Origin of the sequence: Tenacibaculum amylolyticum (assembly GCF_964511145.1) — a bacterium.
Taxonomy (GTDB): domain Bacteria; phylum Bacteroidota; class Bacteroidia; order Flavobacteriales; family Flavobacteriaceae; genus Polaribacter; species Polaribacter amylolyticum.
The window spans coordinates 49,862-74,285 of record NZ_CAZEFZ010000030.1; the positions used below are offsets into that span (position 1 = coordinate 49,862).

Annotated in this window: 23 protein-coding genes; 9 read left to right on the forward strand and 14 right to left on the reverse strand. The window is 31.2% G+C overall.

The genetic code is table 11. The features are described from left to right. Window positions 1-111 precede the first annotated feature (111 nt). A complete protein-coding gene (locus ACKTTC_RS10885; RefSeq protein ID WP_408039854.1) occupies window positions 112-477 on the reverse strand; it encodes a DUF3127 domain-containing protein in 366 nt (121 codons plus the stop codon). Window positions 478-485: 8 nt separating this feature from the next. Then, complete coding sequence (locus ACKTTC_RS10890; RefSeq protein ID WP_408039855.1) at window positions 486-1,346, reverse strand: flavin reductase family protein; 861 nt, start codon at window positions 1,344-1,346, stop codon at window positions 486-488. A gap of 90 nt (window positions 1,347-1,436) precedes the next feature. Here ACKTTC_RS10890 and ACKTTC_RS10895 point away from each other — a divergent pair, with 90 nt between their 5' ends. After that, the gene (locus ACKTTC_RS10895; protein ID WP_408039856.1) at window positions 1,437-2,606 is read left to right on the forward strand and encodes a sensor histidine kinase; all 1,170 of its coding nucleotides are present in this window, start codon (window positions 1,437-1,439) and stop codon (window positions 2,604-2,606) included. Here the strand turns inward: ACKTTC_RS10895 and ACKTTC_RS10900 are convergent. From ACKTTC_RS10900 to greA, 3 genes are all read right to left on the reverse strand, one after another. Next, window positions 2,587-3,123 (reverse strand): hypothetical protein, encoded by a 537-nt coding sequence (locus ACKTTC_RS10900; RefSeq protein WP_408039857.1) that lies wholly within the window; start codon window positions 3,121-3,123, stop codon window positions 2,587-2,589. The genes ACKTTC_RS10895 and ACKTTC_RS10900 overlap by 20 nt on opposite strands. Before the next feature lie 4 nt (window positions 3,124-3,127). After that, entirely contained in the window at window positions 3,128-3,520 is a 393-nt protein-coding gene (locus tag ACKTTC_RS10905) for an HIT family protein (protein WP_408039858.1), read from the reverse strand. A 91-nt stretch (window positions 3,521-3,611) separates the two neighbouring features. Then, window positions 3,612-4,085 carry a transcription elongation factor GreA gene (gene greA, locus ACKTTC_RS10910; protein WP_408039859.1) on the reverse strand — a complete coding sequence of 158 codons (474 nt, stop codon included), beginning with the start codon at window positions 4,083-4,085 and terminating at the stop codon, window positions 3,612-3,614. Window positions 4,086-4,284: 199 nt separating this feature from the next. On the opposite strand from greA, the gene ACKTTC_RS10915 reads away from it, so the two are divergent. The 6 genes from ACKTTC_RS10915 (at window position 4,285) to ACKTTC_RS10940 (ending at window position 11,216) form a co-directional block, all read left to right on the forward strand. After that, window positions 4,285-4,692 (forward strand): Rieske (2Fe-2S) protein, encoded by a 408-nt coding sequence (locus ACKTTC_RS10915; protein WP_408039860.1) that lies wholly within the window; start codon window positions 4,285-4,287, stop codon window positions 4,690-4,692. Between the two features lie 63 nt (window positions 4,693-4,755). After that, window positions 4,756-5,913, forward strand: a complete 1,158-nt coding sequence (locus ACKTTC_RS10920) for a 5-(carboxyamino)imidazole ribonucleotide synthase (RefSeq protein WP_408039861.1) — start codon at window positions 4,756-4,758, stop codon at window positions 5,911-5,913. A gap of 26 nt (window positions 5,914-5,939) precedes the next feature. Beyond that, window positions 5,940-6,419, forward strand: coding sequence for a 5-(carboxyamino)imidazole ribonucleotide mutase (purE, locus tag ACKTTC_RS10925; RefSeq protein ID WP_408039862.1), 480 nt, complete (start codon window positions 5,940-5,942; stop codon window positions 6,417-6,419). Window positions 6,420-6,571: 152 nt separating this feature from the next. Then, on the forward strand, window positions 6,572-8,605 hold the full coding sequence (locus tag ACKTTC_RS10930) for a M3 family metallopeptidase (RefSeq protein ID WP_408039863.1): 2,034 nt from the start codon (window positions 6,572-6,574) through the stop codon (window positions 8,603-8,605). Window positions 8,606-8,663: 58 nt separating this feature from the next. Beyond that, window positions 8,664-9,881 carry a carboxypeptidase-like regulatory domain-containing protein gene (locus ACKTTC_RS10935; RefSeq protein WP_408039864.1) on the forward strand — a complete coding sequence of 406 codons (1,218 nt, stop codon included), beginning with the start codon at window positions 8,664-8,666 and terminating at the stop codon, window positions 9,879-9,881. 171 nt (window positions 9,882-10,052) lie between these two features. Beyond that, on the forward strand, window positions 10,053-11,216 hold the full coding sequence (locus tag ACKTTC_RS10940) for a hypothetical protein (protein ID WP_408039865.1): 1,164 nt from the start codon (window positions 10,053-10,055) through the stop codon (window positions 11,214-11,216). Window positions 11,217-11,301: 85 nt separating this feature from the next. Here ACKTTC_RS10940 and ACKTTC_RS10945 read toward each other — a convergent pair whose 3' ends face one another. Both ACKTTC_RS10945 and ACKTTC_RS10950 read right to left on the reverse strand, forming a co-directional pair. After that, on the reverse strand, window positions 11,302-12,540 hold the full coding sequence (locus tag ACKTTC_RS10945) for a glycosyltransferase (RefSeq protein WP_408039866.1): 1,239 nt from the start codon (window positions 12,538-12,540) through the stop codon (window positions 11,302-11,304). After that, entirely contained in the window at window positions 12,540-13,010 is a 471-nt protein-coding gene (locus ACKTTC_RS10950) for a heme-binding domain-containing protein (RefSeq protein ID WP_408039867.1), read from the reverse strand. The genes ACKTTC_RS10945 and ACKTTC_RS10950 overlap by 1 nt, the downstream gene beginning before the upstream one ends. 98 nt (window positions 13,011-13,108) lie before the next feature. On the opposite strand from ACKTTC_RS10950, the gene lpdA reads away from it, so the two are divergent. Beyond that, window positions 13,109-14,509 carry a dihydrolipoyl dehydrogenase gene (lpdA, locus tag ACKTTC_RS10955; RefSeq protein WP_408039868.1) on the forward strand — a complete coding sequence of 467 codons (1,401 nt, stop codon included), beginning with the start codon at window positions 13,109-13,111 and terminating at the stop codon, window positions 14,507-14,509. A 240-nt stretch (window positions 14,510-14,749) separates the two neighbouring features. Next, window positions 14,750-16,552: a T9SS type A sorting domain-containing protein gene (locus ACKTTC_RS10960; protein WP_408039869.1), complete on the forward strand. Its 1,803-nt coding sequence runs from the start codon at window positions 14,750-14,752 to the stop codon at window positions 16,550-16,552. 72 nt (window positions 16,553-16,624) lie between these two features. On the opposite strand, the gene ACKTTC_RS10965 is transcribed toward ACKTTC_RS10960, so the two are convergent. The 7 genes from ACKTTC_RS10965 to ACKTTC_RS10995 form a co-directional block, all read right to left on the reverse strand. Further along, window positions 16,625-18,748, reverse strand: coding sequence for a peptidylprolyl isomerase (locus ACKTTC_RS10965; RefSeq protein ID WP_408039870.1), 2,124 nt, complete (start codon window positions 18,746-18,748; stop codon window positions 16,625-16,627). Between the two features lie 102 nt (window positions 18,749-18,850). Further along, window positions 18,851-20,143, reverse strand: coding sequence for a hemolysin family protein (locus ACKTTC_RS10970; protein ID WP_408039871.1), 1,293 nt, complete (start codon window positions 20,141-20,143; stop codon window positions 18,851-18,853). Continuing rightward, window positions 20,140-20,340: a hypothetical protein gene (locus tag ACKTTC_RS10975; protein ID WP_408039872.1), complete on the reverse strand. Its 201-nt coding sequence runs from the start codon at window positions 20,338-20,340 to the stop codon at window positions 20,140-20,142. The genes ACKTTC_RS10970 and ACKTTC_RS10975 overlap by 4 nt, the downstream gene beginning before the upstream one ends. Further along, complete coding sequence (gene lptC / locus ACKTTC_RS10980) at window positions 20,340-20,912, reverse strand: LPS export ABC transporter periplasmic protein LptC (RefSeq protein WP_408039873.1); 573 nt, start codon at window positions 20,910-20,912, stop codon at window positions 20,340-20,342. The genes ACKTTC_RS10975 and lptC overlap by 1 nt, the downstream gene beginning before the upstream one ends. Beyond that, on the reverse strand, window positions 20,912-22,231 hold the full coding sequence (locus ACKTTC_RS10985) for a hypothetical protein (RefSeq protein WP_408039874.1): 1,320 nt from the start codon (window positions 22,229-22,231) through the stop codon (window positions 20,912-20,914). The genes lptC and ACKTTC_RS10985 overlap by 1 nt, the downstream gene beginning before the upstream one ends. A gap of 15 nt (window positions 22,232-22,246) precedes the next feature. Then, window positions 22,247-23,536: a hypothetical protein gene (locus ACKTTC_RS10990; RefSeq protein WP_408039875.1), complete on the reverse strand. Its 1,290-nt coding sequence runs from the start codon at window positions 23,534-23,536 to the stop codon at window positions 22,247-22,249. Then, window positions 23,529-24,260 carry a type III pantothenate kinase gene (locus ACKTTC_RS10995; RefSeq protein ID WP_408039876.1) on the reverse strand — a complete coding sequence of 244 codons (732 nt, stop codon included), beginning with the start codon at window positions 24,258-24,260 and terminating at the stop codon, window positions 23,529-23,531. Before ACKTTC_RS10995 ends, ACKTTC_RS10990 begins: the two co-directional genes overlap by 8 nt. Between the last annotated feature and the right edge of the window lie 164 nt (window positions 24,261-24,424).

Genomic DNA, 24,424 nt, shown 5'->3' on the forward strand with positions numbered 1-24,424 from the left:
CGGATATTCATTTCAATTTTAGTCACTAAATTTAGTAAAAACATTCATATATAGCCAACAAAAAAAGAGTGCAAAATTTTGCACTCTTTTTTATATAGTTCCTTTCTAAAATTAGAAAGGTAAATCGTCTGGCTCATTATCTGTTAAATCCGGAGCAGGTTGAAATTGATCTGCTGGTGGTACATTTTGAGAAGCTGCCTGTTGTAAGTTCTCAATTCTCCATCCTTGGATTGAGTTAAAGTATTTAGCAACACCTTCTGGGTTAATCCACTCTCTTCCTCTTAAGTTAATTGAAACTTTTACATCTTGTCCAACTTGGAAATTATTTAACAAATCACACTTATCTTGAATAAATTCAATTAATATCATTTGCGGATATTGCTCATCAGTTGTTACAACTAATTCTCTCTTTCTAAATCCGTTGCTACCAAATGTTTGTGTTTCGTTAATAATTTTGATCTTCCCTATAACTTCCATAATCTTACTTATTTAATTAAAAGTACTTTCCAAGCACTCTCTACATCATTCTTTAATAAATACTCTTGTGCAAATGTATGTTTTTTTTCCTCTGTAACTCCAACTAAATGTGGATGTTCTTTCGCAAAGTTATCAACATTCTCTTGCGTTGGCATCCCTTCAACATTCGCTAACATCCCTAAATTATTCCCTGTTAAGACGTTACTATTTCTTATGTTTTCTGGAATTTGATCTACTCCCATTCCTAATGTAAATAGTGGTTTTGGAATTTCAAAAAACCCGTCTCTGGCTCTAGAATAATAACTCCCTCCAGCTCTGGCTACTAAATCTATTTTGTATTGATCTATTTGCCCATCTGCATCTAATACCTCTTCGTTTATATGTAATTTTACAACTTCGCAAACTATTAAATTACCTGCCCCTCCTTCTTTTCCTGTATAAATAATATCAATTACTTTACACTCAAACTGTACAGGTGATTCTGCTACTCTAAAAGGCTTTACCTCTTCTGAAGGTAGCATCGTAAGTCCAGATTTTTCAAACTCGTTTACTCCTTTTGGATACATCGTACTACTTAGAGACATTTGTTGTACAATGTCGTAATTCACAACATTTATTACTACCTCTTTTATTTCTTCTGCATTATCTAATGTATGCTTTGTTGTATTATTTCTCACGCTTCTCGCAGGAGAAAAAATCATAATAGGCGGATTGGCACCAAAAACATTAAAGAAGCTAAACGGAGATAAATTAGGATTTCCTTCTGCATCTATTGTACTAGCAAAAGCAATAGGTCTAGGTGCTATAGCTCCCAATAAATATTGATGTAATTTTCCTGTAGGAATTTCTTTTGGGTTTATAGTTAACATTTTTTGGATGTTGTTTTGGAATTCTAGACTGTAAATATACTATGCTTTTGGTTATAAAGTTATACTTTAGGAATAGTTTATATTTGACGAATGAGTTTTTCTAGAAACATATTTTCTGCTAAAAGATTAATCATATTAATTTCTTTTTCTATTGTATCATTAATCTTATGGAACACCTATATTTTTTTCAAAAAGTTCAAACAAGAGGAACGAGCTAAAATGGAACTCTTTGCTACTGCTATAGAAGAGTTTGGAAATAATCCAGATTTAGATGCAAATATGAATCTTGAACTGAAAGCTATTGGTAACAATGACATTCCTTGTATTTCTGTAAGTCAAAATGGAACTATTAAAGAAGTACATAATTTAGACCCAAACAGAGAAGACGATATTTTCTACCTACAACAGCAATTGGCTTTAATGAAAAAACAAAACAAACCAATTGAAATAAATTACTTAGGTAAAACAGAATATATCTATTATAGAGATTCGGATTTAATTTATAAGCTCACCTACTATCCTATAGCTTTAATTTTAATTTTAGGATTATTTCTAGCGGTAATTTACCTCTTTTTCAACTCCAATAAAGTTGCTGAACAAAATAAACTATGGACTGGAATGGCCAAGGAAACAGCGCATCAAATAGGAACTCCTTTATCTTCCTTACTGGGTTGGGTTGCTATTTTACGAAGCGAAAACATTAGTCAGCAATATGTAGATGAGATTGAAAATGATGTAAATAGACTGAATATTATTGCCAATCGTTTTTCGAAAATAGGATCTTTGCCTAAATTAGATGAACATAACTTGGTCGCTATTACTAAAAATGCATTTGATTATTTACAAACAAGAAGCTCTAAACAAGTTATATTTTCTTTTAATACAGTTGCAGAAACAATTCCTGTAAAATTAAATACTGAATTATATGGTTGGGTAATTGAAAACCTGATTAAAAACGCTATAGATGCTATGCAAGGTAAAGGAGCTATAGATGTTACACTTACCACAAATGAAACTAGAGTCTTTATTCATATTTCCGATACTGGTAAAGGAATTCCTAAATCAAAATTTAATCAAGTATTTAAACCTGGATTTACTACAAAGAAAAGAGGTTGGGGACTTGGTTTATCCTTATCTAAACGAATAATTGAAGATTATCATAAAGGAAGAATATTTGTGCAAAAATCTGAAATTGGAAAAGGGACTACTTTTGAAATTCAAATGCAAAAAGTCCCTTTGTCTACTTCAAACGTTCAATAAACATTAATGTGTTTAAACGATTATATTTTAATTCAAAATCTTCAACTGCTAAGTGTTTTACCATAGATTTTGCCACAACTACAGGAGAATTTGCTTTTCCTGTGGCCTCTATTTGCTTTAATAATGCATACTGATTAGAGTTTAAATACTTCTCTGATGCAAATATACTCTCGTGGCAATCCACTAGTTTTTGGTTTTGAATGCTATCTTTTCTATTTAAAAAGCTCACTTTATTCGCAAAATCAAACTCATTTGAAAAATTATAACGCCCAGTATTTGCGATATTCTTATATAAACCCCAATAACTTCTCGCATCAGATGAAGCTATAATTCCTTTATCAATCAAATGCTTTTCATAAGCGGTTATAATCGAATCTAATTTTTTTTCTTCTGCCTTAGTTAAAGAGCTCATTAAGCACTGGTATAAGTCCTCTTCAACCTTTTCTACTTTCTTCGTTTTACTAGTACAAGAAAAAAAGAAAAGACTTATAATACTTCCAAAAAAAATATTTCTCATCTAACTATTCAACGTTTTCTGCAATCTTAGCGGCTAATGCTACGAACTCATCATTTGACAATTGTTGTTTGTTTACAAATCGCATGTCATCCATAGTATGTATCGGGATTAAATGCACATGTACGTGTGGTACTTCTAACCCAATTACACTCATTCCAATACGCTCACAAGGAATAGATTTCTCCAATGCTTTAGCTACTTTATAACTAAACTCCATTAACCCTAAATATTCATCTTTAGACAGATCGAAAAGCTTATTTTCTTCTCTTTTTGGAATTACTAATGTATGTCCTGCTGAATTTGGATTGATATCTAAAAAAGCATAGAAATGCTCATTTTCAGCTATTTTATATGATGGAATTTCTCCTTGAACGATTTTTGTAAAAATGCTTGCCATAATATTGTTTCTCTTAAAGTAAAAGTAAATAAAAAACGCGTTGCTTAACAACACGTTTTTATATTTACTGTACTATTTTTCTATTCAATTGTTATCTAGAAATTTCCATAACTTCAAATTTCATGAGTCCATTTGGAACTTGAATCTCTGCAACATCTCCTACTTTTTTTCCTAATAAACCTTTACCTATAGGTGAGTTTACAGAAAGTTTTCCATTTCTAACATCACTTTCACTATCTGCAACTAAAGTATACGTAAACTCCATTCCGTTTGTTGAATTTTTCAACTTCACAATAGAATGTATTAATATTTTTGATGTATCTAATTGACTTTCATCTATGATTCTTGCATTCGCAACTACATTTTTTAATTTCGCTATTTTAGTTTCTAATAACGATTGTTCTTCTTTAGCTGCATGATATTCTGCATTCTCACTCAAATCACCTTTATCTCTAGCGTCTGCTATTTCTTGAGAAACTCTAGGACGTTCAACTTGCTCTAAATGTGCTAATTCATCTTTTAGCTTTCTTAATCCTTCTTCTGTATAATATGATACGTTACTCATCTCTTCTCTTTTTTAATCTACATTACGCAAAGAGTTATACTATTTCACTATAAAATAGTGCTAAACAACTTCTTTACGCCTCAAAAACGAGGGGTTAAAAATCTAAAAATCTCAGTCCGCTAGGAATGAGATTGTCTTACAAATGTACAAAATATTTGTAAATTAGCGCCGTTTGTTAAGTTATAAAGCTTTAAGTATCATGAAGAAATTTTTCCTAATATTAGTAGGTGTTGTTTTTATGGGTTGTTCTAACAATCCTGTTGTGAGTAATTGTTTTTTAGGGATTTCCATGAATGAAACAATTAATTTATCAAACCCTCAATTTATAGATATTCAAGTACCAGGTGGACATACAATAGCAAGAATAGGAGGACGAGATGTTATTATTATACGAAGAACTTCTAGCTCTTTTAAAGTATATGATTTACAGTGTCCAGAAAAAGATTGTTCTAACCGTATGACCTTTGATGGTTTAAAATTAATTTGCCCTTGTAGCCAAAAAGAATATAATTCTTTAAATGGTTCTCCTATAGATGGTAATGGATGTTTTGCCTTAGAATATACTGTTACGCAAATTAGTAGTAGTGCATTGCAAATTACCTTGTAAAATCGTATTACTACTTCGATAAGATTCTTACTTTTGTGCATACAACAACACAAACTAACAAAAGTGCAACATTATTTTTCTTCAAACTTTAGACTAGGAGTTTTAGGTGGCGGACAATTAGGTAGAATGCTACTAGCCGAAACTCAAAAATTAGATATTTACACGGTAATTCTAGATGCATCTGAAGATGCTCCATGTGCTCGAATTTGTAATGAGTTCCATCAAGGAGATTTACTCGATTTTGATACGGTATATAATTTTGGTAAAAACGTTGATTTATTAACCATTGAAATTGAAAATGTAAATATAGAAGCCTTAGATAAATTAGAAAGTGAAGGAATTCCTGTATATCCAAAACCTAGTAACTTAAGAATTATACAGAACAAGGCGCAGCAAAAAAAATTCTATCAGCAATATAATATCCCCACAGCAGACTTCATGCATTATGCATATTTGGAAGAACTAAAACACTCTTATCAAAATAGCATTATTGACTTTCCTTTCGTTTGGAAATCAGCTCGATTTGGATACGATGGCAATGGTGTAAAAGTTGTAAAAGATTATAGTGATTTAGAAAATTTACCCGAAGGAGAATGTATTGCGGAGCAATTAGTTCCTTTTAAAAATGAATTGGCTGTTATTGTTGCTAGAAACAAAAAAGGACAAGTTAAGACCTATCCTGTAGTAGAAATGGAATTTCATCCAGAAGCAAATCAAGTAGAATATGTTATTTGTCCTGCTCGTATAGATGATACTGTAGCTAAAAAAGCTAGAGAAGTAGCATTAAAAGTTGCAGACGCTTTTGATTTCGTTGGGTTACTTGCTGTAGAAATGTTTCAAACTCAAGATGATCAAATTCTTGTAAATGAAGTAGCACCAAGAACGCATAATTCTGGACATTATAGTATTGAAGCAAGTTATACCAATCAGTTTGAACAACATGTACGAAGTATTCTAGATCTTCCATTGGGAGATACTGCAAGTAAAGTTGCTGGTATTATGGTAAATTTAGTTGGAGCTGAAGGACATACTGGTCCTGTTTTATATGAAAATATTGAAGAAATCATGAGTATAGATGGTGTTACTCCTCATTTATATGGAAAAAAGATTACCAAACCTTTTCGTAAAATGGGTCATGTAACTATAGTTCATGAAAATGTAGACAAAGCAAGAGCAATTGCACAACAAGTAAAAGAAACTGTAAAAGTTATTTCTAAATAATATACAACAACTCAACACAACAAATTATGGTAGGAATTATTATGGGAAGCGATTCTGATCTTCCCATTATGCAAGAAGCAATTGATGTTTTAGAAAGTATGGATATTCAAATAGAAGTAGATATTGTATCTGCCCATAGAACTCCAGAAAAATTATTCGATTATGCTACAAATGCACATCAAAGAGGAATTCAAGTTATTATTGCTGGCGCTGGTGGCGCTGCACATTTACCAGGTATGGTAGCTAGTATGAGTCCATTACCAGTAATTGGAGTTCCTGTAAAAAGTAGAAATTCAATTGACGGTTGGGATTCGGTATTATCTATTTTACAAATGCCTGGAGGAGTTCCAGTTGCAACAGTTGCTTTAGATGGGGCAAAAAATGCTGGAATTTTAGCTGCACAAATTATTGGAGCTTCAGACAAATGTGTTTTAGATAAAATTATAGCATATAAAGAAGGATTAAAACTAAAGGTAGAAAAGGCTTCTAAAAACGTAAAAAAATAAGTACCTTAGTACAAGAATAATAAACCTCACAAGTTCATCAATTTGTGAGGTTTTGTTTCATTAATAATATTGGGTTTTATGTTTAGCAATTATATACTTTCTTTTAAAATTAGTATTTGTACATACCCTTTAATTAAAATTAATATTCAATAATGATTAACAATCCTTTATTAAAAGAATTTGATACTCCTCCTTTTCAATCTATCAAGGAAGAGCACTATAAAACAGCCATAAAAGAAGCTATACAACTTGCAAAAGAAGAAATTGAAGCAATTGTAAATAATTCAGCAGCCCCAACATTTGAAAATACCACCGTTGCATTGGATTATACAGGTGAAAAATTAAGCAGAATAACTGCTATCTTTTTCAATTTGAATTCAGCTGAAACTAATGAAGAAATTCAAACAATTGCTAAAGAAATTTCTCCTTGGCTTAGTGAGTTTAAAAATGATATGATCTTAAATGCAGACTTATTTAAAAGAGTAAAAACTGTATACGATCAAAAAGATGCTTTGACCTTAACACCAGAGCAAGACATGTTGCTAGAAAAACAATACAAAGGTTTTGCTAGAAATGGTGCTAATTTAGACGATGATAAAAAAGCAACACTACGAAAATTAGATGCAGAATTAGCTAAACTTTCATTGCAATTTGGAGAGCACGTATTAGCAGACACCAATGCTTATGAGTTACTTATCACAAATGAAGATGATTTAAAAGGTTTGCCTGATAGTACTAAAGAAGCCGCTAAGCTATTAGCGCAACAAAAAGATAAAGAAGGATGGTTATTTACTTTAGATTATCCTAGCTATATTCCTTTTATGACGTATGCTGATAATAGAGAATTACGTAAAGAGTTAGCTATTGCTATGGGCAAAAAAGGATTTCAAAAGAATGATAATAATAACGAACAAATCGTATTAGACATTGTTACTCTTCGCCATCAGAGAGCACAACTATTAGGATATGAATCGCATGCACAATTTGTGCTGGAAGAAAGGATGGCGGAAACACCAAAACAAGTATTAACTTTTTTAAATAACTTATTAACCAAGGCTAAGCCAGCTGCGGAACGTGAGTTTAAAAATTTAGAAAATTATGCTAAGAAGCTTGATAATATTGAGCAACTTCAAAAATGGGACGGTGCTTACTATTCTGAAAAGTTAAAGAAAGAATTATTCGATTTAGATCAAGAGCTTTTAAAACCATATTTTAAGTTAGAAAATGTAATCTATGGAGTTTTTGAAGTGGCAAACCGTTTATTTGATTTACAATTTCAAGAAATTGATACTATCGATAAATATCATGAAGATGTAAAAACATACGAAGTAACCAATTCTAATGGTGACTTTATTTCTTATTTCTATGCAGATTTTCACCCAAGGCCTGGAAAACGAAATGGTGCCTGGATGACTTCTTATAAATCACAGCAAGTTAAAGATGGAGTAAATGAACGCCCACAAGTTTCTATTGTTTGTAACTTTACTAAACCTACAGAGACAAAGCCTTCCTTACTTACTTTTAATGAAGTTACGACACTATTCCATGAGTTTGGACATGCATTACACGGAATGTTAGCCAATACGACTTACAGTAGCTTATCTGGAACTTCTGTTTCTTGGGATTTTGTAGAATTACCAAGTCAAGTACTAGAAAACTGGTGCTATGAAAAAGAAGCTTTAGAGTTGTTTGCTAAGCATTATGAAACTGGAGAAATCATTCCTATGGAATATGTGCAAAAAATTAAAGAATCTGCAACATTCCATGAAGGAATGCAAACACTTCGTCAGTTAAGCTTTGGGTTACTCGACATGAGTTGGCATTCTGAAGCAAATCCAGAGAAAATAACTTCAGTAAAAGAATTCGAATTAAAAGCTTTTGAAAATACTCGATTATATCCTGATGTTGCTGAAAATTGTATGAGCACAGCTTTTTCACATATTTTCCAAGGTGGTTATTCTGCTGGGTATTACTCATATAAATGGGCAGAAGTACTAGATGCTGATGCTTTTGAATACTTTCAACAAGAAGGAATTTTCAATAAAGAAACTGCTACAAAATTTAAAGACCATGTATTGTCTAAAGGTGGAACAGAAAAACCTATGGAATTATACAAACGTTTTAGAGGACAAGAACCAAAACCTGAGGCTCTATTAAAACGTGCAGGATTGATTAACAATAATTAACAAACTATTGTATTAAAATAACTGGTAAGTTTCTATTTTTATAAAAACATTCGTTGATATGAAAAAGAGGCTTACCATTTTTCTTTTGTTAATCAGTATTTTTACCTTTTCACAGCAAATTGTAAAAGGCAAAATTATTTCTGAAAACAATACTCTTCTTGAAGGTGCTTCCGTCTTTTTTAACAATACTACCGTAGGCACTATTTCTGATAGTAAAGGAGAATTTCAATTAAAAATACCAAAAGGTAATTACACCTTAGTGATTTCTTTCCTAGGATACCAAACATATCAACAAACCTTAAACACGCATGATTCTATTCCTTTTTTAACGATTCCGCTAAAAGAAGATATTGCATTATTAGACGAAGTAACAGTTTCAAAAATTGTATACGATGATGAATGGAAGTATAATTTAAATCGCTTTAAAAAAGCTTTCTTAGGTAGATCTAAACTTGCCGAAAGTTGCAAAATTATGAATGAAAAAGACATTCATTTTGATTTCGATTCCAAAACAAACTCCCTTACCGCTACAACTCGAAAACCTCTTATAATTAAACATAATGGATTGGGGTATAAAATCATTTATGATTTAGAGGATTTTACCTTAGATCAAAATAAACTATACTACAGCGGTTATGCTCGTTATGAAAACCTACGCAAATCTGTCCGAAAAAAGTGGCAGAAAAACCGCTTAGAAGCTTTTAATGGGTCTAAAATGCATTTTTTAAGAAGTTTACTCTCAGAGAACTTAAAAGAAGATGGTTTCTTAGTCCATCAATTCAAAAGAGTACCAAACCCTGAAAGACCGTCAGAAGAAAAAATTCAACATGCCCAACAACTCATAAAATTACATGGAAACTCCGTAAACTTTACTAAAAAAATTGATACTCCTATCACTCCTTTAGACAGTGCTCTAGTTACTTTGAGAAAAGCTAGATTGCCTAAATACAGAGACTATCTTTATAAAAGTAATCTAGACTCTTACAGTGCTATGATTTCTAGAACAGAAAATATTCCTTTCTTAGATTTTAAAGATTATTTAATGGTTGTGTACACTAAAGAAACTGAAGAAGAAAATTATCTAACAGGTACTTTTGGAAAAAAGAGAAAACCTACGGGAGTTCAAACATCTAATCTTGTATTATTACATGGTAAATCTAAAATAGATCCAGCAGGAATTTTAATTGATCCTACAGCTACTTTTAATGAAGGTTATTGGGCTTTCGAGTCTTTTGCTAATTTATTACCTTTAGATTACAACCCTAAAAATCAATAAATTCACAATTAATTCCTCAGAAAAAACAAACCGTTAACTAATTACGCATAATAGTTTTTTTATAAATTTCTTTAAATTTGCTAACTAAAAACTATGAAAAAGTGATTGCTATGTATCTTTTCTACAACAATTAATGCTTTCATTTTTTCGTATATAATTAAAATAAAAATTATGAAAACAAAAATTAAGATTGCTATTGTTGCTATGTTAGGATACAATTCAATAGTTAAAGCACAACTTAACGTGCCAAGTGACCAAATACGTTTTTCTGAAGCTAGAGGCTTTGATTACGATAGAACTACAGATGCTGTATATTTTAACGACTACAATAATGGTAGAGTAATAACATTTGGTCATAATGGTAATCTTATTGCTAAAAGCTCTATCCAATCAAACATAATTAAGATGAATAATAGTAATACAGACTTATTAATCTACAGAGATAATGATGTTGGAGATTGGTCTCTTCTTCGAACTAATAAAGGAAATGGTATTGGGTTAATAGGTCAGCCAGATGTTATGGCTTTATCTGTATTAAGAAGTAATAGCTTTGTTGGTATTGGAATTAGCGACCCTAAAGCTAAATTAGAAGTAAGAGGTAAAAACGCTACTTATAGTGATTTTAAGAATTACTCTGGAACTACTCAAAATAGTTTTCTTCCAAACGGAAAGGAACCTACTTTTATAATATCAGAATCTGTTTCTGGAGCACTTATTCACAATACTGGTGGGCAAGTAACTTATAAAGGAGGTTTAAGTTTTGGTAGAGGAGGCTCAGGTATATACTCTGTAAATCCTAATCCTGCTGGTAGTTCATATTATGGCGATATTCGTTTTCACACTACATATTGGAATGGTGCATATTATAATGCAGATAGAATGGTTATCAAAGCCCATGGTAGCGTAGGAATTGGAACTACAACTCCAGGTTCTTGGAAATTAGCTGTAAATGGAAAAATAAGAGCAAAAGAAATTAAAGTTGAAACAGGCTGGTCTGATTTTGTTTTTTATGATGATTATAAATTACCTACCCTTACTGAAGTAGAAAACCATATTAAAGACAAAGGACATTTAAAAGACATTCCTAGTGCTGAAGAAGTAGAGAAAAATGGGATATTCCTTGGGGAAATGGACTCTAAATTATTGCAGAAAATAGAAGAATTAACTTTATATACTATTGCTCAAGAAAAAAGTTTAAATGCGCATAAAAAAGCAATTGACGAACAAAACTCTAAAATAGATGCGCTAACAAAAGAAAATAAACTTTTAAAAGATCTAAATACAAAACTATTAGCGCTGCAAAAAAGATTAGAAAAATTAGAACATAAACTATAATTTTTTTAATTATTGTAATTTTACACGGTTTTCTCATCCGATTAAGTTAAGGAAACCGTATTTTTTTATATTGTCTATACACTTACTACAACTCTTTTTCTTTATTCTTTTCCTCAATCCACTTACTCATATATTTTGTGGATTGTAACGTTTGATGTTGTAAAATACTTCCATAAAAATTATTATTTCTATGAGTTCTAATATTCTCTTGAAGCTCATTCAGTCTATTCAAAAATTTTGGAATAAGTATATCTTTATCATATAAAGTATTGATAATTTGTATTCCATTTTTTTGAGCAAAAGTCCATGCTTTTTTATTTGTATATAAATTAATAGCACTATCAGCAAATTTATCTAGATCATCTTCAATATATCCACTCCAAGGAAGTTCATTATGCATTCCCTCTGCTCCTATTGATGAAGTAACACTTGGAGTTCCACATATCATTGCCTCTGTTAGTTTTCCTTTAATCCCAGCGCCAAAACGCAGTGGTGCTATTACTACTTTTGCTTTTCTAACAACTTCTAACGCATCTTCTGCAAAACCTTTTATAATAAAACCTTCTTTTTCATTATGTAGTTCTGTTATCTGTTGTGTAGCATATGCACCGTAAATATGTACTTCTACTTTTGAAAGTTTCTTTCTAATCAACTTCCATATTTTTTTTAGTTGTACAACAGCATCTACATTTGGTTTATGAAAAAAGTTCCCTATAAAAGTAAAATGTTCCCTTTCTTCAAAAGAAGGCCAACTATTAATTTTCTGTACATTAATTTTATTTAGTAAAAAGGGAAGATGGTATAACAAACTTTCATCTATTTTGAAGACTTCTTTCAATAGTTGTATCTCATAAGAAGAAATGATTAAACTTAAATCGCAACGTAACATAGCTGCAATTTCTCTTTTTGCTTCATTAGACTCTAATAAGGCTTCTTTCGTAAGTTCTTCTCCTTTTTTAAGTTGTTGATGACGTACTTTTCGTAAAAAATGTAAATCTTCAGTATCCAAAATTCTTATAGCATTTGGACAATTTTCTGCTACACGCCATCCAAATTGTTCCTCCATCATAAATCGGTCAAATAATACTACAGTTGGTTCTAATTCTTTAACAAAAGAATCAAAAGAAATATTATTTAACTCAATGGCAACCTCATTAATATTTAGAGTTGTTAAATCTAGAGAATTTACTGTTTTTTGAGCAGGTGTTGCAAAAGTTATTTGCCACCCTTCTTCCTTAAACAACTCAATAAGTTGCATCATTCGGTTACCTGCTCCAGTAGTTTTTTCTACCCAAACATAACCTATTACTAATAGTTTTTGCATTAATTAGCTAACTGTTCTTTATAATTCGATTGCACTGTCTTTGCCCACTCAACAAGTTGTTTTACTTGTGTTTCTGTTAATCGAGCATCTTCATGTGTCCAAGTATAAGAATCTAATGGCATTTCATGTTCCACTACTTCTTCCCAAACTTCATCCATTTTATGTTCTTTCTTCTTAAGAGAATACGAAGACCATTCCGAAAAATTTAAATGTTCCTTCCCTTCTTCTACATGATGTGCCATCCAAAAATTTACTGGTGTAATATTACTATACCAAGGATAACGAGTTATGTTACTATGGCAATCGAAACATGCTATTTTTAATATTGAAAGCACTTCGTTATTTGGTTTTGTTTCCTCTATAAAGGAAGATAAAGAAGTGGCTTCTCCTTTATTTTCTGTGGGTTGTATAAACTGCGCCAACAGTAAAATAACCAGCAAGGCTATTCCTATTTTTTTTAGATGTTTCATATTGTTAGTTTTAAGTTTTTAAAGATATGAATTCGAAGAATTTTCAACAAATAATCGTATTTTTGTTCTCATTATTCTGAACACTAAAAAATAGACAGATGAAATACGATGTAATCGTTATTGGTTCTGGACCTGGTGGATATATTTCTGCAATCAGAGCTGCTCAATTAGGATCTAAAGTAGCTATTATTGAAAAATATTCGACTTTAGGTGGAACTTGTTTAAATGTTGGATGTATTCCTTCAAAAGCTTTATTAGATTCTTCTCACCACTATTATGATGCTGTACATCATTTCGAAGAGCATGGAATTTCTGTTGAAAAACCTTCTTTCGACTTTGGTAAAATGGTAGCTCGTAAAGCAAATGTTGTAGAAACTACAACTGGTGGTATTAAATATTTAATGGACAAAAACAATATTGATGTTTATGAAGGTTTAGGTTCATTTGAAGATGCTACGCATGTAAAAGTTACAAAAAATGACGGTAGTTCTGAAGTAATTGAAGGAACTAACATTATTATTGCTACAGGTTCTAAACCTTCTAGCTTACCGTTTATTACTATAGATAAAGAACGTATTATTACATCTACAGAAGCTTTAAAACTTAAAGAAGTACCTAAACACTTAATCGTTATTGGAGGTGGTGTTATTGGTTTAGAATTAGGTTCTGTGTACAAGCGTTTAGGTGCTGATGTTACTGTAGTTGAATATGCTCCTACTATTACTCCAACAATGGATAAAGACGTTTCTAAAGAATTAACAAAAGTTTTAAAGAAACAAGGTGTAAAATTCAATGTTAGTCATGGTGTAACAGCTGTTGAAAGAAATGGAGAGGAAGTAACTGTAAAAGCTACTAATAAAAAAGGTGAAGAAGTTACTTTTACTGGAGATTACTGTTTAGTAGCCGTAGGACGTCGCCCTTATACTGAAGGTTTAGCTTTAGAAAATGCTGGTGTTAAAGTATCTGAGCGCGGACAAGTTGAAGTAAATGATCATTTACAAACGAATGTTTCTAATATCTATGCTATTGGAGATGTAGTACGCGGTGCCATGTTAGCGCATAAAGCTGAAGAAGAAGGTGTTGTTGTTGCTGAATATTTAGCTGGACAAAAGCCTCATATTGACTATAACTTAATTCCTGGTATTGTATATACTTGGCCAGAAGTTGCCGCTGTTGGTAAAACTGAGCAAGAATTAAAAGATGCTGGTGTTGAATATAAAGCTGGTAAATTCTCAATGCGTGCTTTAGGTAGATCTAGAGCTAGTGGAGATATTGATGGCTTTGTAAAAGTATTAGCAGATAAAAATACTGATGAAGTATTAGGTGTACATATGGTTGGTGCTCGTGTAGCTGACTTAATTATGGAAGCTGCCGTTGCAATGGAATTTAGAGCTTCTGCTGAAGACTTAGCTCGTATTTGTCATGGACATCCAACATATTCTGAAGCTGTGAAAGAAGCGGCTAAAGCAGCTTGGGATGGAAAGCCTTTAAATGCTTAAAACAATATTAAATTATAATTAAAAAGCAACTCTAAATGAGTTGCTTTTTTTATTGTATTTATAGTAAAATATTTACTAATAACGATAAACTACCACTTTATAACAGTAATTTAAAAAAGTTATTAATCCATTGTAAAAATCTGTTTTCTCATAAAAATTATAACTAAAACTCCACCTTGTTTTCATTTTCATATTTAAAACGTTAATTTTTTAACCAATTAACATTTTAAACCCTTCAAAATGACAAAAACAAAAATTATTATTGTTCTGTTTTTATGTACAATAACTTTAACTGCTCAAAATTTTATAGAAAAACAACTCCCTTCACCTGAGAAATTAAGTTCTTTTTTTATTGGCCCTTTAGTAAAATCCACCATTCATTATGGAAAAAAACCTTCAAACTTTAATGGTGAAATTTTACTTTTTAATCATGGCTATATTGATTTAAACCAATTATTTTTCACCAATAATACATTTTATGAAGATGCATACAATGCTGGTTATTTAGTTGTATTTGTTGCTACAACAAGAGGTGAAGGTATGTGGGTAAATGGAGAATTACTTGCCGAGTCAATTGATATTATTACTCAAAAATATACTATTCCTAGGCTTACGATTATTGCACATAGTAATGGTGGTAAAGCTGCAGAAGTTGCTATGTTTACACATCATAAAAAAGATAAAGTAAAACGTGTTATTTCTTTAGGAACTCCATTTTGGGGTACGTATTTAGCCGATATTTCACAGAAATGGTGGTTTAATTGGATTTGGCGTAAAACAGGCTTAAATGAAGGAAGCGCTACTTCTACAACGTATTATTGTAGAGATGTGGTAAGACCTCATTTTGACAATGCAGCTAACAACCAACCTGAAAAGTTTTTTATTTTAGGTGGTTCTGGTTTTAAAAACGGACATACCATTTTAGCGCCTCTTATGTTTACTAGTGGTGCTACTTTGTTTTTAGCACAAGGAACCAATGATGGAGTTACTCCTTATAGTAGTTCTTTGCGACCAGGCGGAACTTATGTATTTAAAAAGGGAGAAGCTAAATTAGACCATGTAGATATTGCATTGGGACAATATGTTTGGAAATATGTAGAACCTATTCTAAATACTCCACTAGTGAAGCCTACTTCAAAAAAAACAGTTTCTCAACCAATTATCTTTAGTGATTATCAAATCATAAATTCAGAAAATGTTTATGATAAAATTATACCCGATACTAAATACGATGAGCTTACTATAGAGGTATTTCACGAAAAAGAAAGCGATGATTTCATCTTGTCTTCTCATCAAAAGCAACTCGTTAGGACACACCCTAAACAACAAGTAAAAGGACTGCAATTATCTAAACATAGTAGTAGCTATATACTACCTACATCTACCACTCCTATTTCAATTGAGGGAAATTCTAAATTTGCCGCTTTTATTCGTTTTCCTAATGGTCCTAAAATGAAGTATATTCCTAGAAAAGAAAATAATTTACTTACTATTTCTTTCGCAAATACTAATTTACCTCTTAAAAACATTGCTGTTGATGCCTTGGTTACTAAAACTGGAGATTTATATGGTAATACAACTCAAAACGATTCTTATGCCTATAATTTCTCTTATAATGAAGATACTAAAGAGTTTTATTTAGACACTTCTGATTTTGAATCTGGAACTTATAGTATTCATATAACTGGTAAGCATGAAAAATTTGTCCGCTCTGTTATTTCTGGTTTTACGATAGGTAAATTATCAAACGATCAGATTAATAGCACATATACTAACAATTCTAAACAATTAAGTATTGGTCTTACTTCAAACTTAATTGATACTACAATTGAACTAAAAAACACCTCGAGTAATGATCAAATACATGAAGTTACTGTTGCTGTGCATAATTTAAATGGTGAATTGAGCATTCAAAAAGAAATAAAAAATTACAATGGTTCATTTATATTATCAGAAAAAGTAGCTTCTTTAGCAAAAGGGCTATATATATTAACAGTAAGAAATAAACAAAGAAAAAAGAGTTTCAAGTTTATCAAGAAGTAATACTCTAGTATATAAAAAACAAAAAACTGAGCTTTAAAGCTCAGTTTTTTTATGATAATAAATGTGTATTATTTACTGTTGAATTCCATAGAAAGAACTTACTCCATCTTCTATATCTGAAGCTTTCTTAATCGCTTCATACATATTATACGTTTGATTCTTTCTTTGGTTTGCTAATCTTTTTCTGAATGTATCATAGTTTGGTAATGCTGTTGGTGCTGTTTTTCCAGTAACAACAAATGCATATACTCCTCTGTCCCCAGGCACTTTGTTATATAATTGGTTTTCTTTTGCATTTAACATTGCACCTACAATTTTCGGCTCAAAACCAATACCTGTTAAAGTTGGTGATTTTAAGTTCACATCAGATACAGACCTTACTGTTTGTTTAGCTTCAGTAGCTATTTCTTGTAATGTATTTCCTTTAAGTTTAGCATCAAGTATTGCAGCTTTCTTTTCGTTTAATAAGATTGGACGTACTTTAGCTGTTGCCTTACTTACTGGCATTAAACCTTTTTTAGTAATTCCAGTTAATGTAACTACGACATATCCTCCATTTACATCAAAACGCTTGTAATCTCCTATTTTAGTATCTTTATTAAACGCCCAAGTAATAACTTCTCTTTCTTCTCCTAAACCTGGTACATTTTCATCTAAAGCTTTTAATCCTACAGCTGGTAAAGCAGTTAATTGTTTTTCTTTTGCTGCTTCATCTATATTTTTTCCTTTAGATACTTCTAATGCAAATGTTTCAGCATCTTGGAAAACAGCATTTTCAGTAGCTTCAGAAGGCTCAATTTTACGTCCAAATGTCGCTAATTTAATTGCTTTTTGGAAGTTCTTCTGATCTTGAATATCAATTACGTGGAAACCAAAAACAGTTTTTACAACTCCTACATCTCCTGTTTTATTAGTGAATGTATAATCTCTAAACTCAGGAACCATTCTGTTATAAGCAAACCAATCTAATTCTCCACCTTTATCTGCATTTGATTTATCTGCTGAATACTCTTTTGCTAACTCAGCGAATTTTGACTTATTCCCTTTGATAACAGTCACTAAGCTATCAGCTATTTTTTTAGCTTCTTCTTCAGTTTCTTTAGTATCTGCAGTTGCAGAATTAGAACCTATAAACGGAATTAAGATGTGTCTTGCTTTTACTGAATCTGGTAATTCTAAAACTTCAGTAATCTTAGAAATTTTAAAGAAATCTTGATCTTTATAAGGTCCAAATACATCTCCTGTATTTCCAGCGAATAACTCTTCAGCAATTACTTGTGGTACTTGAGACTTGTATTGAATAGCATCGTTGAAAGGAATATCAGAATTTGTTTCTTCTAAAAACAATCTATAATCTGTTGCTGATTTTAAACCTTGTGTTTTAGCTCCTTGTGAATTAGTTGAATCTTCAATTAAAGCAGCTACTTCAGTTTTTGTATCAGCTTCATCTTCTGGAGTTGCAATAACATCAAACTTAACTAATTTAACATCTCTAGAAGCTTCAACTTCAAACTCAGAAGCATGATTCTTTACATAGCCTTCTATATCTGATTTCGTTACAGTTACTAAACTATCTGCAACACTTGTATATGGTAAGTATACTAAGTTTGCATTGATTTTAGTATTTTCTGTAATGTATTCGTTTTCTCCTTCTTTTAAAGAAGCTCCTAAACCAACAGACACTAAATTATCGTACGTTGTTTTTTGAAGATTTGTTTTAACTGAAGCCATATATTGTCTCCAATTATTCCATTCAGCGCCATTTTCAGCTTTAATAGTTGCTAAAAACTCTTTGAATTTTTCTTTATCAAAAATACCTGTAGTTTGAAATCTTGGATCATTTTTAATAAACTCTGTATTGTATAGAGCATTTAAAATATCTTCTTCTCCTACAGTAATTCCTGCTTCTTCTAATTGTGTAGCATAGATCTTTTGGCGAACTAAATTATTCCAAACAGCTTTAGCTGCTTGCATTTCCGATAAACGGTTTCCTGTTTGAGCTTTATAATTATCTAGAGCTTCTGCAAACTCTTGACGTGAAATTGCTTCTCCATTAACTTCTCCTACTTCGTTTATTTTGCTAGAATTGAAGAAATCCGATAAAGTTGTTGGATCTAATACAAAAGCGAATAACGCTAAACCTATTACAAGAATTAAGAACATAGAACGTTCTCTAATTTTCGATAAAATTGCCATACTACATTTATTTTATTAACAGTGTGCGAAAATACAATTTCGCATTAAATAATGCAATGTTTTTGGCAGTTTTACTGCTTTAATTTATTGAAGGTATACAGGTTAATTGTCTCCAGAAACGACTTTGAAATGGATTGTGTCTATTTTTGTTGAGCTTACATTGGTTATTTTTATATAAAATTTATCAATAACCAACTCTTCTCCCTGCTCTGGAATGCTTTCTGTATGGTTAATAATAAACCCTCCTAATGTCTCGTATGCTTCCTCTTTTGGAATATCTAGATTGTATTCTTCATTCAAATAATCTACTTCTAATCTAGCAGAAAGATTGAACTCTTCTTCATTAATTTTTTCTTCTAAAAGTTCTTGACTATCGTGTTCATCTTCAATTTCTCCAAACAACTCCTCAACAATATCTTCTACCGTAATTATTCCGGAGGTACCACCATATTCATCTACAACTACTGCAATACTTTTTCTTTTTTTCATTAACACGTTTAGTACGTCGTTAATAATCATAGATTCTGGAACTATTTCTACCGGAAGTAATATTGATTTTATAGTTCTTGGTTTCTTAAACAACTCAAAAGCATTTACATATCCAATAATATCGTCTAGAGAGTTTTTATAAACAATGATTTTAGAAAGTCCTGTTTCTATAAATTCTTCTTTAAGGTTTGCTACAGTTTCATGTAAATCTACCGCAATAATCTCTGTTCTAGGAACCATAATTTCCCTAGCCTTTACTTTATGAAACTCTAAAGCATTTTGAAATATTTGAATTTCAGAATCTACTTCTTCATCTTCATTACTCGTTTCTAATTGTTCAGAAATATAATTCCCTAATTCTTCTTTACTGAACTCTGTTTGAACTTCATTTTCCTTTGTTTTTAAAAATACTCGTAAAAAAAAGTCAGAAACGTAAGATATTACACTAGACAAGACATAAAAAAGCCAAAAGAATATATACGCTGGAATTGCAAAAATTTTTAATGCTTCATTAGCATAGATTCTAAAAATCGCTTTAGGAAGAAACTCGGCCGTTACCAGAATTACAATTGTGGAGATTAATGTTTGTGTAAGTAATTGTAACTCTCCTAAAAGTGTATTTACTATAGCATAATTAGATGGAAGAAAATATTGAAACCAACTCATTAACAGTTGTCCCATAAAATAACTATATACAACTAATGCTATGTTATTCCCTACAAGCATAGTGGTAATAAATCGGGAAGATTTTTCGGTTATTTTAGATAAGATTTTAGATAAAAAATCGCCTTTTTTTTTCTCTAATTCTATATGCAATCTATTAGCAGATATGAAAGCTATTTCCATACCTGAAAAGAAAGCTGAGAAAAATATTGAGACAACTATAATGATGATCTCGTAACTCATTTTCCTTGGTTATTTCTTCGCTCTATTTTCTTTCTAAAGTTACGTTTAAATAAGAAAATTAACAACATAAATACAGCAAAAGCTATGCTAAAATAAGCTTGTTCTCGATCTGTATTCCATCTTGTTATTGCATCTATAACTAACACAATAGCTACAGCTATATAACCGTACTGTGTATATTTCCAAATTTTATCCATTATATATCTTCCTGTTTCGTTTCTACTTCTCCTGTAATATCTTTCATTATCCATTGAGAAAGATCTTGTCTAGACTCAAATCCAAATCCGTTTATTACACTTTCTGGTGTGGTTAAACGAAATCCGTCTTCTGTAAAAAAGTATTTTTCTCTTTGATCCCAAAAAAGTTGATTTGTTTCCAACTTCGTACTATCTGTATGGTTAAATACTACAACATTTCCTTTAATTTCTGAAACTCTAGTTTTCCCATAAGAAATAGCATAATTTCCTGTAATTGTTGTAGAATCTTTTCCGTTATTTTCAAACGTAATAATTTTAATTCCTTTAGGAAACTCATTATACGGATGTTGCTTTCTGTTTGAAAAATCGTGTAATAATGGAGTTATCAATTTTGAGCTAATCCTTCCTGAATCTTTGTATACATGATATGCGTTTTTTGCAACTCCAGTAGGAAGGTTTTTATCAGCTAGTAAATCTCGTACTTTTTTTGCATCATTAGTACAAGAAAAAAACATTGCTATCAAGCTAATGACAGCAATGTTTTTATAGATATGTTTATGATATAAATTCATTAATATTTTGGTACACGTACAGTTTCTCCAATCCAACAAGATACTTTGTATGAACTTCCTCCTGCGACACCTTTTGTAAAGATTAACTTTTTAGAAGGCATGTTTCCTCTGTAGCTCTTAATATATCTACTTGCTCCAGAACCTGGATCTACTTTTTGCGCTCTTAACGCTTTATTTAAAGCTGCTACATATACCATTCTCTTTTCAAATTCATCTTTTCCACAAGAGTTTGCACTTTTAGCATATAAACTTGCTATGAATAAGTAAGCTTTCCCCATATTTGGGTTATATTTTAATGCTTCATACGCTAAAGCTCTTGCTCTAGATTTGCTTCTTGTACCTTGAGCTTCTCTTAACTTTAATCTAGCTTTCTTTAATGGATCAGTTTCTAAGTCAAATGCTTTCTTTCTCATTGCAGCAGCTCCACTAGCATCTCCATTTCTATCTAAAATACCGGCTACAAAGTTAAATGCGTCTGCTGATTGTGTTACATCTGCATAAGCTTTAGCCATTTTTTCAAATAATGGATCTGTTTGACAACCTTTGTTATACATTCTCGAAACTCCTCTTCTTAACCAAACTCCATTTGCTTTGTTCGCCTCAAAGTCTCTTGTATATATAGGAACTAATCTTTCACAAGTTGCTATTTCAGATATTTTAGCATCTAATCCGCCTTCGATTTGTCCTAACGCTTTTGAGTTAATTGTATAAGCTCTTAATCTTTTCTTTTCTTTTGAATCGATTGTACCTAAAGAATCTTTTACTAATAATGGTGCAATTTTCTTAGTGTAATCATCTAACTTCTCACCTACCGATTCCATTACATCATCATATGTATCGAATACTTTTTGTGGATTTGTATCTTTATTTTTATCTGTTACTCCTTGGAAATAGATATAGATGTTTTTAACCCCCATATCTTTTGGAGAGATTTTATACGCTTTTTCTAAGATTGCAAAGATTTCATCATCTGTACCTAATTTATTCTTAGACAAGAATGTTGCATAATCACTATGTGCTTTTGCAACTCCTTTGTTTGGAAAGTTTGCCAATCTTGTTTCATAAACCTTTTTAGCAAGCGCTGCATCTTTTGTAGCATTTGCTACTTTAACTCCATATTTATAAATATTAACTGATAATTTAGGACAATTAGCCATTAACCATTCTAAATCTGGTTTAGCTTCTGTAAATTTCTTTGTGCTAACATTTCCTTTAAATAAGTTGTATTTAATGTTACACTCTTGACTTGCTTGAGCATTTCCCCCTACTGCAACAAACAAAAATAATCCCGTCAGTAAATATGTTATTTTTTTCATCATTATCAGTTTTTTCTGTTAATCTATTCTTCTTTTTTTGAACCAGTTAGCACTGTTCAAAGATAAGCTTAATCTTATATTAAAGTAGCTCTCTTTTATTAAATTATTACTAGTTGTTCCCTTCTGACCATATTCTAACCCAACATTCAAGGTAGATAAATCTCTAGGCATTGGTAACCCAAAACCAAAATTTATGCCAAAATCATCTATTGAGGTATAATTATTCCCTGAATTTGTTGGATCTACAAGTAACCCTGTTTTTTCAACACGAACACCGGCTCTATAAGTAATTCTATCCCAGTAACTTGAAATGGAATTTATTTTAGGAATATAATATCCTCCTAATGATAATCTATTAGATGCTTCGAATCTATAAGTTGATCCTTGTACTATATTTCCTTCATTACCAAAAGCATCTTGAAACTCATAATCGATACCCGTGTACCATTTATTTTCTTCTCCGATACCAACTCCAATAATAGTTTTTATTGGATTTGTTAATGTTCCACTAACAGCTCTGTTGTATAATGTATCTCTAGGCACTTCTGTACCTGCTGATGAAAAACTAAAAGAATAAAGTCTTTCTGTACCAGTAACATTTAATTTATTTTCTAATTGAATAGATGCTCCAATATTTAATTCCAACTTATCTTTAAGTTTTCTTTTATATTGAGCTCCTAACTTAAACTGTCCACCTCTTACAACTGTTTCCTTTTCGTACTTTGTTAATAAGCTCACTCCCGATCTTTGATCGAAAATATTATTATCTATATTTCCAAAGACAAATCCAGCTTCAATACCTATTGCTAAATCTTTTAATATATTAATACCAAAAGCTCCAAATAAACGAGTTGCTCCACCTGTTCCTTGGTATCTTGTTATTTGTAAGAAATCTCCATTACTATCATCTACTCTATTTAATAAAGCATATCCTACTGTAGATACTGGCTGTAAACCTGCTGAAAAACCAGCTTTTTTCCCTAATGGAAGTCCTAAAGCTATATAACGTAAACTAGTTGTATTTCCAGATTCACTTCCTGTAGTATTTGATATATTCAAGAGTGATAACTCTCCTCCTATACCATATGTTGTAAATCTTAGATCTGCATTTGCTGCAGGGTTTGTAAAGTTTAAATGAGTGTAGTCTTTTAATGCAACACCTATCCCTCCCATAGAGGATTGCTCTACTGTTGCACTACTAATATCTTCTCCAATACCAAAAAAAGAATAAGGTGAAGAACTGTTTCTTTGTGCTACTATTGATGTTGATATTGTTATTAAAACTACAACAAGAAGTCTCTTAATCATCCGCTCTGTTATAAATCAAAATTTCGTGTAATCCCTCCAAAACTGAATTTGGATTGGCAAATATGTAATTTTTTAATTGTTTAGCCAAAAAAATCGTATCTCCTCCTGTTAAAACAACTGTTAAATCTCCATATTTGCTTTTGTATTGATTAATAGTACCATCTATTTCATTAATAATACCATTAACAACTCCTACATGTATACAATTATTTGTATTGTCTCCTATAAAACTTTTTGGAGTATCTGTTGTTAATAACGGTAATTTTGAAGTGTAATTATGTAATGATTGATAACGCATTTTCAATCCTGGTGAAATTGCTCCGCCTAAATACGTTCCTTTTTTGTCTACAAAATCGAATGTAATACATGTACCAGCATCTATTAATAATGTGTTTTTTCCTTTATATTTTGTATTTGCATATGATGCTAATGCTATTCTATCTACTCCAAGCGTTTTTGGTGTCGTATACTTATTTGTAAAAGGAACTTTAGTTTCATGATTTAACTCTAATAAGTTTAAAACTTTATGTAATTCGTCTATTTTTTCTTCAGATAATGTAGCCACAGCCGAAATAATAGCCCCTTTAATAGTATACTTTCCTATAATTTTTTTTATTTCATGAATTATTTCCTGTTTATCGAAAACAACAGTTTCTATTAACGTATTATTTTCAAAAACAGCAACTTTCACTCTTGTATTCCCAACATCAATTATTAAATCCATTTGTTCATTTTGTGAGGATAGCAAATTTATAATAGATTTTTTACATTTTTGTTTGGTTGGATTTAAAAAAAGATTGTATATTTGCACCCGCAATTACGCTGGTGCCTTAGCTCAGTTGGTAGAGCAAAGGACTGAAAATCCTTGTGTCCCTGGTTCGATTCCTG

Coding starts and splice junctions, on each gene's coding strand:
- ACKTTC_RS10885 (WP_408039854.1), bottom strand. CDS start 477: ATGGAAGTTATAGGGAAGATCAAAATTATTAACGAAACACAAACATTT.
- ACKTTC_RS10890 (WP_408039855.1), bottom strand. CDS start 1,346: ATGTTAACTATAAACCCAAAAGAAATTCCTACAGGAAAATTACATCAA.
- ACKTTC_RS10895 (WP_408039856.1), top strand. CDS start 1,437: ATGAGTTTTTCTAGAAACATATTTTCTGCTAAAAGATTAATCATATTA.
- ACKTTC_RS10900 (WP_408039857.1), bottom strand. CDS start 3,123: ATGAGAAATATTTTTTTTGGAAGTATTATAAGTCTTTTCTTTTTTTCT.
- ACKTTC_RS10905 (WP_408039858.1), bottom strand. CDS start 3,520: ATGGCAAGCATTTTTACAAAAATCGTTCAAGGAGAAATTCCATCATAT.
- greA (WP_408039859.1), bottom strand. CDS start 4,085: ATGAGTAACGTATCATATTATACAGAAGAAGGATTAAGAAAGCTAAAA.
- ACKTTC_RS10915 (WP_408039860.1), top strand. CDS start 4,285: ATGAAGAAATTTTTCCTAATATTAGTAGGTGTTGTTTTTATGGGTTGT.
- purE (WP_408039862.1), top strand. CDS start 5,940: ATGGTAGGAATTATTATGGGAAGCGATTCTGATCTTCCCATTATGCAA.
- ACKTTC_RS10930 (WP_408039863.1), top strand. CDS start 6,572: ATGATTAACAATCCTTTATTAAAAGAATTTGATACTCCTCCTTTTCAA.
- ACKTTC_RS10935 (WP_408039864.1), top strand. CDS start 8,664: ATGAAAAAGAGGCTTACCATTTTTCTTTTGTTAATCAGTATTTTTACC.
- ACKTTC_RS10940 (WP_408039865.1), top strand. CDS start 10,053: ATGAAAACAAAAATTAAGATTGCTATTGTTGCTATGTTAGGATACAAT.
- ACKTTC_RS10945 (WP_408039866.1), bottom strand. CDS start 12,540: ATGCAAAAACTATTAGTAATAGGTTATGTTTGGGTAGAAAAAACTACT.
- ACKTTC_RS10950 (WP_408039867.1), bottom strand. CDS start 13,010: ATGAAACATCTAAAAAAAATAGGAATAGCCTTGCTGGTTATTTTACTG.
- lpdA (WP_408039868.1), top strand. CDS start 13,109: ATGAAATACGATGTAATCGTTATTGGTTCTGGACCTGGTGGATATATT.
- ACKTTC_RS10960 (WP_408039869.1), top strand. CDS start 14,750: ATGACAAAAACAAAAATTATTATTGTTCTGTTTTTATGTACAATAACT.
- ACKTTC_RS10965 (WP_408039870.1), bottom strand. CDS start 18,748: ATGGCAATTTTATCGAAAATTAGAGAACGTTCTATGTTCTTAATTCTT.
- ACKTTC_RS10970 (WP_408039871.1), bottom strand. CDS start 20,143: ATGAGTTACGAGATCATCATTATAGTTGTCTCAATATTTTTCTCAGCT.
- ACKTTC_RS10975 (WP_408039872.1), bottom strand. CDS start 20,340: ATGGATAAAATTTGGAAATATACACAGTACGGTTATATAGCTGTAGCT.
- lptC (WP_408039873.1), bottom strand. CDS start 20,912: ATGAATTTATATCATAAACATATCTATAAAAACATTGCTGTCATTAGC.
- ACKTTC_RS10985 (WP_408039874.1), bottom strand. CDS start 22,231: ATGATGAAAAAAATAACATATTTACTGACGGGATTATTTTTGTTTGTT.
- ACKTTC_RS10990 (WP_408039875.1), bottom strand. CDS start 23,536: ATGATTAAGAGACTTCTTGTTGTAGTTTTAATAACAATATCAACATCA.
- ACKTTC_RS10995 (WP_408039876.1), bottom strand. CDS start 24,260: ATGGATTTAATAATTGATGTTGGGAATACAAGAGTGAAAGTTGCTGTT.